Annotated in this window: 13 protein-coding genes; 5 read left to right on the plus strand and 8 right to left on the minus strand. The window is 44.1% G+C overall.

What is annotated here, in order from left to right:
- Nucleotides 1–152 precede the first annotated feature (152 nt).
- Together BGP75_RS06755 and BGP75_RS06760 are read right to left on the minus strand one after the other, a co-directional pair.
- Complete coding sequence (locus tag BGP75_RS06755; protein WP_233152864.1) at nucleotides 153–338, minus strand: DUF2798 domain-containing protein; 186 nt, start codon at nucleotides 336–338, stop codon at nucleotides 153–155.
- 26 nt (nucleotides 339–364) lie between these two features.
- Entirely contained in the window at nucleotides 365–676 is a 312-nt protein-coding gene (locus BGP75_RS06760) for a putative quinol monooxygenase (RefSeq protein ID WP_076716907.1), read from the minus strand.
- A gap of 129 nt (nucleotides 677–805) precedes the next feature.
- Here BGP75_RS06760 and BGP75_RS06765 point away from each other — a divergent pair, with 129 nt between their 5' ends.
- From BGP75_RS06765 to BGP75_RS06785, 5 genes are all read left to right on the plus strand, one after another.
- The gene (locus BGP75_RS06765; RefSeq protein ID WP_076716910.1) at nucleotides 806–1,714 is read left to right on the plus strand and encodes a LysR family transcriptional regulator; all 909 of its coding nucleotides are present in this window, start codon (nucleotides 806–808) and stop codon (nucleotides 1,712–1,714) included.
- A 182-nt stretch (nucleotides 1,715–1,896) separates the two neighbouring features.
- On the plus strand, nucleotides 1,897–2,532 hold the full coding sequence (locus BGP75_RS06770; protein ID WP_076716913.1) for a hypothetical protein: 636 nt from the start codon (nucleotides 1,897–1,899) through the stop codon (nucleotides 2,530–2,532).
- A 248-nt stretch (nucleotides 2,533–2,780) separates the two neighbouring features.
- Nucleotides 2,781–3,323, plus strand: coding sequence for a hypothetical protein (locus BGP75_RS06775; RefSeq protein WP_076716916.1), 543 nt, complete (start codon nucleotides 2,781–2,783; stop codon nucleotides 3,321–3,323).
- 37 nt (nucleotides 3,324–3,360) lie between these two features.
- Entirely contained in the window at nucleotides 3,361–3,696 is a 336-nt protein-coding gene (locus tag BGP75_RS06780; RefSeq protein ID WP_198939289.1) for a putative quinol monooxygenase, read from the plus strand.
- A gap of 95 nt (nucleotides 3,697–3,791) precedes the next feature.
- The gene (locus BGP75_RS06785; protein ID WP_076716919.1) at nucleotides 3,792–4,994 is read left to right on the plus strand and encodes a serpin family protein; all 1,203 of its coding nucleotides are present in this window, start codon (nucleotides 3,792–3,794) and stop codon (nucleotides 4,992–4,994) included.
- Nucleotides 4,995–5,128: 134 nt separating this feature from the next.
- Here BGP75_RS06785 and BGP75_RS06790 read toward each other — a convergent pair whose 3' ends face one another.
- The 6 genes from BGP75_RS06790 to BGP75_RS06815 all read right to left on the minus strand — a co-directional run bounded on the left by BGP75_RS06790 (nucleotide 5,129) and on the right by BGP75_RS06815 (nucleotide 12,156).
- The gene (locus BGP75_RS06790) at nucleotides 5,129–7,552 is read right to left on the minus strand and encodes a DUF4214 domain-containing protein (protein WP_076716922.1); all 2,424 of its coding nucleotides are present in this window, start codon (nucleotides 7,550–7,552) and stop codon (nucleotides 5,129–5,131) included.
- Nucleotides 7,553–7,769: 217 nt separating this feature from the next.
- Complete coding sequence (locus BGP75_RS06795; RefSeq protein WP_233152865.1) at nucleotides 7,770–8,627, minus strand: FAD:protein FMN transferase; 858 nt, start codon at nucleotides 8,625–8,627, stop codon at nucleotides 7,770–7,772.
- A 96-nt stretch (nucleotides 8,628–8,723) separates the two neighbouring features.
- Entirely contained in the window at nucleotides 8,724–9,923 is a 1,200-nt protein-coding gene (locus BGP75_RS06800; RefSeq protein ID WP_076716927.1) for a DUF3570 domain-containing protein, read from the minus strand.
- Nucleotides 9,924–9,962: 39 nt separating this feature from the next.
- Entirely contained in the window at nucleotides 9,963–10,184 is a 222-nt protein-coding gene (locus tag BGP75_RS06805) for a DUF4266 domain-containing protein (RefSeq protein ID WP_076716930.1), read from the minus strand.
- A gap of 119 nt (nucleotides 10,185–10,303) precedes the next feature.
- Nucleotides 10,304–10,873, minus strand: a complete 570-nt coding sequence (locus tag BGP75_RS06810; protein ID WP_076716933.1) for a peroxiredoxin — start codon at nucleotides 10,871–10,873, stop codon at nucleotides 10,304–10,306.
- 26 nt (nucleotides 10,874–10,899) lie between these two features.
- The gene (locus tag BGP75_RS06815; protein ID WP_076716936.1) at nucleotides 10,900–12,156 is read right to left on the minus strand and encodes a DUF1501 domain-containing protein; all 1,257 of its coding nucleotides are present in this window, start codon (nucleotides 12,154–12,156) and stop codon (nucleotides 10,900–10,902) included.
- Nucleotides 12,157–12,238: the final 82 nt, after the last annotated feature.

The following is a 12,238-nucleotide window of genomic DNA, read 5'->3' on the forward strand; positions in this document are numbered from 1 at the left end:
GTTAGCGACTTTTAGACTGCTTATCTATCATTATTTAATGCATCTACCCCCAAACCTGATGAAGATCAAAAATTGACCATCCTGACGTGTTTGTGATCAGGCATTATTCACAGGGTGGTCCTCTTGAAATCTTGTGTTGTTAATTATTATTCTTACTTGTTGCTGGTGATTTTTTGTGTCAGTTTCTGTACCTCAGGGCCGCAAATAAAGGCGATCAATGCCGCAGCGGGCCAGGCCAGGACAAAAGCCTTACTCCAATGTGTTATAAAGCTTTCACTCCATCCCAGATTGATCCAGGTCACCCAGCAAGTCATCAACAACGACAGGATGAATGACATTAGGACTGCAAATACAAAACGCTGCTTCATACGAATGACTCGCTAGTCTCAATGGTTACCAAAGATAGACGTTCGACGTAGTTGACTGTGGTGAAGTTCTGAGCAAGGTATGCTCTGGTATGGGAAGTTTTGAAATGAGCGTCCAGTGAACTCTCATCCTGCCAGCATTCCCACAGGGTAAATCGCTTCGGGTTGTCCTGATGCTGAAGGACGTCGAACTGAAAACAGCTAGGTTCCTGCAGGGTTACTTTGGCTAATTGCTTTAGTGCTTTTAGCGCCTGTTCAATGTTTTTACCATCTTGCATTTCTATTCCGGCACTGATCCATAGTTTACTCATAATAACCTCTGTAGTTATAAAAAAATGATTACTTGGAAATGACTGTTTGGATATTTTGAAAGAGAGTATATTATTGCTAAGTTGATAAATACGACTAAATATGGAACTACATATTCCAATTATGAAATCATGTTAGATGATATTGCTCTTTTTGTTCATATTGCTCAGCATCGGGGTCTGTCGGCGACTGCTGAGATGCTAAAGGTGCCTGCAGCAACGGTTACCCGCCGCCTGCAAAAGCTGGAAACGACACTCGGGTGCAGACTGATTCATCGTTCTGCACGGAAGTTTGAACTGACTGCTGAAGGGGACGCTTACTACCAAGCTTATGCGGGCCTGGTGAAACAGTTCGAAGAGACTGCCAGAGACCTGAGTTCAGACGTGCACCAGCTGCACGGGAAGTTAAAGGTCATGGCTCCAACGAATATTTCGATTGGTTTACTGCAACCTATGTGGTCGGCTTTTATCGGTGCTTATCCGGATATTCAATTAGAGCTGATGCTAAATAATCAGGTTGAGGATTTACTCTCTTCTCAAGTGGATATCGCTTTACGCATTGGTCCACAGATTGATTCGCAGCTCTATCAGAAGCGGTTGGGGTCTGTTGCTACCATCTTACTTGCCGCGCCTGACTATTTGGAACAGCAAGGCCGTCCTGAAGTTCTGGAGGATTTGAATCATCATCGATTGATTACAGTGAGTAACCTTCCCGTATGGAAACTACAAAAGATCAAGACAAAGGCGTCGGCTACAGTAAACCCTATTGCTGCGACCTCAGTTAATGATATTCGTTTAGCCAGTCAGCTGGCCAGGGATGGACTTGGTATTTCTTTGCTGCCGGTTAGCGAGGTAAAAGAGGAGCTGCAGCAGGGACGTTTAGAGCAAGTCTTGGCCCCATGGTGTGGCCCTGAGCGTGATATTTTAGCAGTTTGGCCCAGTGGTCGTTTGCTAAGTGCCAAAGCCCGGTGTCTAAGAGATTTTATGCAACAACATATACAGAAAGAATCGATATTGCAGGGGAGGATGATGGTAATTTGATGCTGTTCAATTCCGATTAAGTTATTTTATCAGTGGCTGAACATATGATCATAGGTCTATGTATATCGGTCTGTGCTATTGGTATCGGCTGCGCTTTTCCGGCTCTTCGAAATTTCATCTGGATTTATGAAAAACTGTCGTTATAATCCGACAACTTTCCTATATTACAAAGGATGAAATCAATGGAAATACCCATTCGAAAATCATTTCTATTTTTTTCGTTTATTGTAGCTATCCTGTTGTTGATGCATTTTTTTCCAGAGAGTTCGTCCTGGAGTATACATAATAGATTTAATCTTGACACCGAGGGGAATATACCGACCTGGTATTCCACCGTGTTGTTATTTTCTATTTCAATTCTCTCTTTAGTTATTTATTTTTTACGTGAAAGGTTTATCAGGCCTATTGAACGCTGGAATTCGTTCTGGCTTGTGTTAAGTTCCGCGTACTGTTTTTTATCCCTGGATGAAGGCGCCCGGTTGCATGAACTGATTGATAGAAGTACCTCTATAAAATGGGTTTACGTCTATGCGCCATTTGCTGCGGTATTTTTCTCCATCTGTTTTATGTATTTTTGGGTGGTCAGGCGCGACAGCGAAGACCTTCGTGTTTGGTTTTTAGGCGGGCTTGTTGTTTATGCGACGGGAGGACTCCTTTCTGAATTTGTAAGCCATTACTTTGCCCCTTTACCTGAAGTTCTGCAGCAAGTGGAATTCATAGTGGAGGAGGGCTTGGAAATGCTTGGAACCATTATGGTACTTATGGGGTGCTTTAAAGAGTTGAACTACCTTAATTCAGCAGAGGTTCAGCGCTGTTAAGTGTTTCAGATCCAGTGACCAGTGGATGTTGTTCGCTGTTCTCTTGACTGCCATTTTATCTTTTATAGTCCTTGTCAATTCCCTTGGTGTCAGGCATAGTTCAGCTGACAGGCACTGAGGGGTGCCTACCCGCCAAGAGGATCTCACCCTTGTTGTAATGCCAGTCAGTTTGGCTAGTCAGAAGACACAGCATTCTAATTCTGAATAATTGTTCTGCGGGAAACAAAATACTATTTAGGATTTATTGTATGTTGTCCCCTGTAGAAGAGCTTAAGATCCGCGCCAAGAAATTGCTTAAGCAGGAACCGGTAGATACCGGGCTACTTGCCTTGAGTAAGAAAAACAGTCCGCAACTCAAGCATTGTCAGTTGTTTATTGCTCGTCAGTACGGTTTTCGGGATTGGCAGCATGCTCAGCATATTTTATCCTGCAGCAGTGCTTTCCCCACGGAAGACTACGGTCGTTTCTGGTACACGAATCAATGCTCAACGTTGCTTAATCACTGGTGTAGAGACTATCGGGAAGCTTTGGCTGTGCAGCAGGCGCGGGGTGGGATATTGCTTCCGTACCGAACACAATTTGTTGTTGCTGACCGACCGTATCTACGCTTAATGGGATTGGATTACGATGACGAGTTATGGGGTCATATTGACTACAATTGGTGTCAGGGTGCGATAGAAACAAGACAAACTCTTGCGCTCCAACGTATACAGAATGGGAAGGTCGTAACTCGTTCAGTATCTACTCCAAAGCCTGCTCTAAAGCCGATTTCAAAATCTGCTGCGAAATAACCCAAATCTCGTGTATAGGTGAGAAAGGGACTGATTGATGTATATTTTTTTAAAGACCGACGTTAATCCAAAAAGTAAGCAGGGAATGACAATGACTGTCACCAGAATCAATCAATTCAAAGCGGCGGCTGGTAAAGAGAAAGATCTTTTGAGTTTTCTTCATTCTCTGGTGCCCTATATCTCTTCATCAGAAGGATGTTTGTCCTGTGAAGTGCTTCAAAGCAAAGATAACCTGGATGATTTTGTAGTTTTAGAAAAATGGCTGTCGGAGGAGTCCCATCAGAAATCGGTAGAAAACTATCCTAAAGAAAATATGCAGGCGGCAATGGCTTTGTTTGCAGCTCCACCCAAAGGAGGATTCTTTCAGTCGTAACTTTGAGTATTGGAACTCGTGCTGATTTTGTGAGGGAGTCTATACTTTGCACTAGCAGAGTGTAGACACCTCCCACAGGAACTTTGATCTTAGGAATGAATCCGTTTATGTGCGGCATTGCCCGAGTTCTTTTTATATCTTATTTGTGGCTTTTTTCAGCTTCAGCTATGTCTGTACAAAAAGATGGAGATATTGCAATGAAGCAGTCGGAGTACCATATAGGTCAGCGACTTTCTCAACAGTTGTATTTCACAAGTGGAGATAACATTCTTCTTTCTCCAACGGGTATACAAGCTTTACTATGCCTATTGAGAAATGGAGCGAATGGACAAACAAGGGTTGAAATTGAGGCATTTTTAGGGCAGGAAGACGGCTGCGCTGAATCAGAAGGTTATTCGGAACAATTAACTGGGGATTCTGCTACGCAACCTATGAGTGAAGAGAATGGGTGGATTTCATCTAATGGAATATTCCATCGTTCGAGCATTGTAATTAAAGATAGTTATAGGAAGTGGCTCTCTCACCAATCAAATGTGATGTTAGGCAAATTGGATACTTCAAAGGATATTGAAGATGCTAATCAATGGGTCCGTAATCAGAGCAGGAGTAAGATAAAATCAATATTGGATGACAATGCCAAGAATGCTCAGCTTATTGTGGCGAATACGAATTACTTTATGGGCCGCTGGAAAAAGAAATTTAATGAGCACCAGACCCGACCATTTCCATTTTATGGCGAAAAGGGACAAAGCTCGGTACCGATGATGAGGATTCAATCACAATTTAGATTTGTTGAGAGTCCCGACCACCAAGCCATTGCGCTGGATTATGAAGATGAAACCTACACCTCCATTGTAATACTACCGGGTAGGCAAACAGGGCTGACTGACACTCTGAAACATATACCCTCTATTATGGCTGATTTGCTTATTTCTTCGGAGCCTCGGCAAGGGGTATTCCAGTTACCAAGGTTTGCCATTGAATCAGAAAGTCCCTTGAAGTCGATTTTACAGCAACAAGGAATTAATCGACTTTTTCAATTTGGAGGCGCTGAGCTCGGAAATATGATTGATAATGAAGCGGCTGTTTTTGTTGATGAAATTCAACATAAATCTGTCATTGACGTTAATGAAATTGGCACGGAAGCGGCATCGCTAACCACCGCTACTTTATTGGGATCCTTGCCAGAACCCCCCAGCCAGTATGAAATGCTAGTAGATCGACCCTTTGTCTTTATGGTGGTACACATCCCGACTGGATCTGTCCGCTACCTTTGCATCGTGCGTAATCTAGAGTGACCTTTTCAGCGTTTTCCCCAGCATTTCTTTTTTGTCTTCAACAAACGAGGAGGGGACTTGATGCCCTCCCCAATTGCGCTGAGTGTACTTCCAGTGTTGCGAAATTCCAGGTTTTGTTGAGTGTCCAGTTTGTCTTAGTTTGTAACAATGACGCCATTAACGATATCGACAATAGCAATATCAGCCCAGGAGGCGCCTGTATTTCCAGGTCCGTCCTCAGAACTATTGTCAGTTGATATGGAGAAGTTGGTTTCGGCTATTTCCTGATTGTCTTCACCTTCGTTGATAACAATCGTGACCTTTCCCGTGGCAGGAATTGGATCTTGATCAGAACTGCGATGATCGCTGTAATAGTGGACACGGACGATATAGTCCCCTGGGAGCACGGTCCCCGATGATGCCGACTCAATTCCTGTTGCCAGGGTTCCGTGCTCTGGTCCAAAGCCGGAAGTGTCGTCAATATCCAATGCAAGCCCGTTTGAAGTTGTTGTGCCTCCATACCACATAGTTTCACCTTCAGGTTCAGTAATATATAAATCGACATCAGTGTCAGCTTGATCCCAAGTCAGTGTAACCAGCAGGTTGGTCACTGGAATAGCACCTTTTACTGTGCGTATTAGCGTGGCTGCATTTTGGTACCAGTTTGATTGAGAGCCGATATCCACGCCTGCTAACAATACGATTGTATTATCACCGTTGGATATTTCGACGGTATCGTTAAAAGATCCGTTGGCAACAGCTATCTGCCGACCGACTCCTTTAACCTCAACGTACAGCTTGGTTAAACTATTCAGTGAGTTTGAAAGTGTTCCCTGTAATTGTGCCTCTCGTACATTAAATTCTTCGTCTTCTTCGGGAGAGGTTAGATTGATATCGGAAGATGCTGTAAAGCCTGCGATGGCTTGAGTGGTCAAGCCTGCAAAATCTTCAGTTCTACCCAGACTGTTTACTGCGACATAGCCAAAGGTGTTGTAGGTGCCATAGGTTCCAAAACTATTGCCATCAAAGGAGACCGTCTGCTCTGTATCCATGACATTCACATCATAGAATTTGAAACCGTTGGCATCGTAACCATATATCACTGACGCATGGGCCGGGGAATTATCTGTTCCGAGAACCAGGATAAGAGGCTGATTCAGCATGACCATATACGCTTTCATCAGTCGACCCAGATGAGGGGCATCAAGTTTCTGCTCTTCTCGCCAGTTTTTAATAGCCCAGGATTGGCTTTGGGCCATATGAGCACGGATAGAGACCAGGCGGGCAATATCACTACTGTACTTGGTGCGCAGATTATCGTTCTTGTTGTTGAAGTACCAAGTGGCGTAACCGGACATTCCCAGGCAGTTACCGCCAGGAGCAAAATACGAACCGAAGTTATTAATGTTCCAGCCGTTTGTGTTGGCTGCAAAGCCGGAGTCAAATTCAGTTGGCAATACCGCATCTATGGCTGCCAATACAAAAGGAGAGAATGTGCGTGACTCGAAAGTGATAGTATTGGCTTCGGTGTCCTGATCAGTAATTCTAACCGGCGAATAACCTGTTTCTTCATCGTAATGTAAGACTAACAGGTCTTTTTCTTCGGTCATACCGGTATCGTTGTAACTGAGAGTGATGCTGAGAGGCGCATTGATTACTTCTTGCTCTGTCTCATCGATAGCAATATCAACAGCGTCATCTATTTGCGTCAGTCCTGTTGGGAGTTCGGCCGGTAGCTCCATTTCAGCGATATTGATAGACACTGGAGCCAGCAAGCTGTCTTCTGGAATGGTGATTGAAGCATCTCCTGCGGTGATCGTTCCACCGGTACTATCCAGCTGACCACTGCCAGAGTAAGTCGTGGGATCGTTAGCTTCAATTAAATCTGCAATAAGGGTATCTATGCTGGCACAGGCACTGTTTGCTGTTCCTGTATCAACAGTTACGCCAGCGATAAGCGATGCTAAGGTGTCACCTGAAGGTTCAAGGCTAGTGGCATTCCTTTCTTCGAGCTGAGAAACGTAGTATTTGGCGACATTCTTTCGATTGTTAACGATGGTAACGTCTTCATTTTGCACACCGAACAGGATATTCAGAGAGGCACTTTGCAATGTCATGGTGCCATCTTCAATATTACTGACATAAAAATTAAGACCCTCAGTATCTGGGCTGCGACCAAATAGCTGATCGTATAAATTTGTTACCAGGGTTGTGTTATCCAGAGAACCGAATCGTTGATCAAATTCCTGAGACTCACCAAATGCCTGAATGATACTATCCAATGAGCCCTCTGATTCGCGCTTACCTGACCAAAAACCTAACCCTCCTGGATCTGCCGGACGGCCGTAATACGCTATGTAGGCTCCAATTACATCATCTTCAGCATTGGAAAATGAACGGAATGTGCATTCTGCGTAGATAGCAGTTGAGGCCAATTGAAGTGCCACTGCCACAACCAGGCAGATTCCGGTCGAACTAAAACGGCTAAGTGTTTTGTGGTTATTTCTGCTGGGCTTTGACGTCGGGTGCTGCGAGTGAGATCTTTGATACCAGTCAAACAGTCGTGAGAAGTACTTCATTGGAACCCCCTTTTGACGTATTGGTTATACCCTGATGAAGCCCATAGATTAAGGGAACAAAAGGGGACATGTTTAGTAGTATAGTCAGCATATAAAACCTTACATAGAACAAGGCATTGCTTTTTTGTTCAGATGAAAATTGACTGATTGGGCGCGACGACGGTAAGGTGGGGTGACTGTTTAATGTGATGTGTCTGGTAAAACTGTGAGTACAGAGTTAGCCTGTACTGGTTAACAAGCCCGATTTATTGATCAGACAATAAGGTAGATTAAGCGAATCGAGCCACTCTTTCGCCAACGACTCACCCATCAGCATAGATGTAGTGCTAGCCATACCCGCAATGACACAGAGATTGGCAATCACTGATACGCTTTGTAATTCCATTGCGGGCTGGCCAGTTAATGGGTTCAATAGGTGGCAGTAGCGCTGACCTTCCTTCTCGAAATATCTTTCGTAATCACCGCTTGTCGCAATGCAACCTTGTTTTACAGGGATTTTTAAAATAGGTTGGTTGTTTTTTCTGGGATGACGTATGCCAATCATCCAGGGAGATCCATCGGGGTGAGGTCCTAATACTGCTATATCACCGCCAAGATCAATAATACCGGATTCGATTCCGGCTGTTCTGCAAAGAGTAACTAAGGCGTCAACAGCATATTCTTTGACGATGCCGCCAAAATCCAATTCCATTCCAGGCTCAGGAAAGGATAACCGAGAGTTCTGCCAGTGAAGTTTTTTCCAGCCAACTAGAGAAAGATATTTATTAAGTTTGCAGGAAGCGGGTTTTATACCTGTTTTAAAGTTCCAGGCATTTCGCAAAACTCCAGTGGTTATATCGAAAAGTCCGCTGCTGCTTTGAAAACAGTGATCTGCAAATTGTAAAATTGCAGCTGTTTCTGAATCGACGGTCAACTGGCCACCGAGTTTGGCTACACGGTTGATATTGCTTACCACACTGGTTTCCTGATAGCGCGAGTACTTGCCTTCCAAACGCTTAATTTCTCGCTCCAGTATGTCGAATATATCCATATCTGCAGAGGACAAATAGAGTTGAACCTCGCAGGGAGAACCCATTGCATTGAACTGTCTGCTTTCTAAACACAGCTTCGCATGGTTATTCCCTTTTATTTGCATTGATAGCACTCAACTGTGGATATTTGGCGGTAGGAACTAGAATTCGTAAGAAGCACTTAGACTAACCAGAGAGAAATCAACCAATCCGGGAGACGTTCTGGAGTCGCCCGGTTTCCGGCTATCAGTACTTTCGTATTGCTCTGCTGAGAGTTCTATGCCCATTCTTCCGATCTGTTTTGTCAGTGTCAGGCCATAGGATACGGCATCGAATTTAGAGAGGCGATAATCACTAGAGTGGTGAATAGATGCTTGATTTTCAGCTGTAACAAGATAGTTAGCAAAAAAATCAGCTTCATTCTGCTTGTAATATCTGACCATCGGGGCCACTGACCAGTTATTGGTTAGGTTCTGGTGCCAAATCAAACTCAGTGTGTGGGAGTCGATTCCCCAGTTGTCTGCGTAGTAGCGGTAGTCAATTTTTAGAGCTGCTGTGGATTTTGGAAAATATTGCCTCAGGTTTGCGACATATATTAGAGCATAGCGAGAGTCCGGGCGAGAATCTGCCAGTGGGATATTATTTACCATGACTAGTTTGTACGGATCAGAAAGGAAACCTTTTTGTACTTCGTAGGAAAGTCCTGTTTGAAAGGCTAAGTTTTTATTGACTGCGTGGCTAACGTTTAATGATAAGAGTTGGACACTTTTGTTTTCCTTTTCGGGCCGACTGAAAAAAAGTTCTGAATCAGTAGCAGTGATGTTGTCATCAGAAAATGAATAACCAACTGATACAGTCGTGTTGTTATTGTTGAGTTCCTGGTCAACAACTACGCCTATATTGTGTGATAAGTAATCATTTTCGGATGATATTCCCAGAATTACGCTTATCGCAGAAGAATCATTGAAGTGTTTATATTCCAATGAAGCATCTTTTCGTTCATCATCAATGGTTGCTCCACTCATGACTTGAACCGGCTCACCATCTGCACCTTCAACCACAAACCAGGGGGAAGCGCCGGACATTCGGTCCTTTGCGAGTCGAAAGTCAATTTCAGCGTTATCTCCCATTGGTGCTACCAATTGGAATTGGCCTACTTCTATGTCGTAACGATCAGCATTATCTGTACCGGTAGTTCGTATACCGTCAATAGCTTGTTCTTGGTAGCTGCTTGTACTGATAGATATTCTGGGTTCAGTGATAGGGGAGGCCGCAGAAGCGAAACCGGAAATGCCTGGCATTGCTGCTGCAGAGGCTGTGAGAGCGGCCAATGTCGGAGTTATCTTTTTTGTTATTGCCATAGAAGGGTTGTCTTAGCCTTAGCTGTTGGGTTAGTGCACTTAGTTACAGCCGCAGCCTCCACTGCTGCTTCCTGTGCCACCGTGGGCTGATTCTTTGCTGAAGTAGGTATGGGACTTTATTCTATCTGATAAGGTTTGGTCGCCAAACTGCATTTCTGGCTTCGCAAGGTTCTCTTTTTGCCAAGGCTTGACCTCTGCACAGGAGGCTAGATAAGCGATGGAAACCATCAGAATAAACGAACGAAATATCAGTCTTTTCATTTATAGACGCACCTATCCACTTTAGTTAATTTGTTGATAAAATTGCCTATTTTAGTTTGCTTCTATCGTTTGCACGCTTGATTTAATCTCGTAGATAGCCTTTAAGCTGTTTATCACCTTTATTTCTCTTTGAGCATTTCCATAAGAGCCTGGCGAATTAGAGGCATATCTTTTGATCGATAACCTTTATGTGCATGTATGATTTTTCCCTGTTTATCTATCACGTAGGACATCGGCATAGCTTTGATATCAAAGCTTTTGGCAATGTTTCCATTACCGTCATATACGAGCGGATAGGAGAGGGCAAGCGGTATTGCAAAATTCTTGGCATTCTGAATAACTTCATCGACGTTAACAGCAACTACAGTAAATCCTGATTTGGAGAGTTCCGTGTGTAGCTCTTGCATAGCCGGTAAGGATTTTCGACAGGGACCGCACCAGGAGGCCCAGAAATCCAAATATACGATCTTACCCCGAAAATCAGTCAGAGAGACGCTACCCTCTTGTAAAAGCAATGGGGCGGTAAAGTTGGGTGCGGTTTTGCTAGTGGTGTCTTCTGTTTTATTTATTCCTGTCTTAATAGAAGTTTCACTACTTTCTGAGCCATAGACCAATTGCACGATTGCTATCCAAGCTAAAAGCATCAGAGTAGTTAAAGATATAAGTGGTGAAACAGCCAATTTTGACATTTCTATTTCTTTCAACGGGTTTGTAGTTAGGTGCTGCTTTTTGCTGGGTTAAACAGATCCAGGGATTCCACTCCGGTAAAAGGAAAAGCTGTCAGCAACTCATGGCCCGTCAGTCCTAAATAATCACGCATCGCTGCATGAATATGTTTTGGATAGATATGTGTACCACTGCTATCGTCTCTTTGCAGGCTATCAGGGTTTATTTTGAGCGCATTTTGCTGACCATCTGTTAGCCCGACAGTTCTATTTCCCCACACCGGGTTTTTTTCCATAACTATTGCGCTTCCAACGGGCCAATGATCTTTTCCACTGCTGCTGTTGTAATAGGGAGTTCGACCAAAATCAGATGCAATCATAACAGTCATGCGCTCGGCGATTCCCTGCTCTTCAGCATAGTCCCATAGGTAATCGACTGAGTCAGTGAGGTGGGCCAGCAGAGGTTCATGCTCAATATCATGTCGAGAGTGGGTATCGAAACCACCCAAATGAAGATCTGCGGTACAAGCCATTCCAGATTTAAATGCCAGTACACTCATTTGCACCTGTTTCAACAAATCACTTTCCCAGTCGCCAACGTTAACGTTGGGCTGACGTTGTCCTTCGGGTGGAATAATACTGGCAAAAGCTTGTAATCCTGAGGATCTCTCAGTCGCCTGCTGGTACCAGCTGAGACTGTTTCTTTCTCTTGGCAAAAGGTTACTGCGGTTAAATGCGCGTTCTAATCGTTGTTGCTGAAAACGTTTAATGACAGACAAATCTGCTTCTGTTCGATAGCCTCTACTGTCATCACTATTTCGCAGGTTTGGTTCCAGAATACCAATCAGGGAATCAATGCTATCCATACGTGTTGAGCGGATTAAATTCGCTGTAACACCATAGCCTCCGAAATTAAGATAGGACAATGGCAACTCTGCTCCGTAGATTGCAGAAAATAATGCACTCAAAGAGGGATAGCCAGCTGAATTTCGACCGCTCCAATTGTGGGTAACACCCACAGAATGAGAATTTGTTTGTGCGTCAACGCCGTTAATGACCATTAGGTAATTGCGATACTTATTAAAAAACTGAGCGTTGTTACCATAGGGGGCATAGAGCAGGTTGCCGGACTGCTGGATCTCCTCACTTCTCGACCAGGTGTTGATTTCCTCTTCACCAGTCATGTTTGCTTTTGGGTCACAAAAGCTGCTGACATCCCAGCCACCCTCAGCCTGCAGAATAACCAGGAAACGGCCGGTGTATTCGGGGAGGTCAGCACCGAAGCTGTACTGAGGAAAGCAACTCATTGTGTAACCTGTCACCGCCATCAGTTGTAGGAAGTGCCGCCGATTCATAGTCTGTCACTCATATTCTGATTGTTACTTGTCC

The organism is Motiliproteus sp. MSK22-1 (assembly GCF_001968815.1).
Lineage (GTDB): Bacteria > Pseudomonadota > Gammaproteobacteria > Pseudomonadales > Balneatricaceae > Motiliproteus.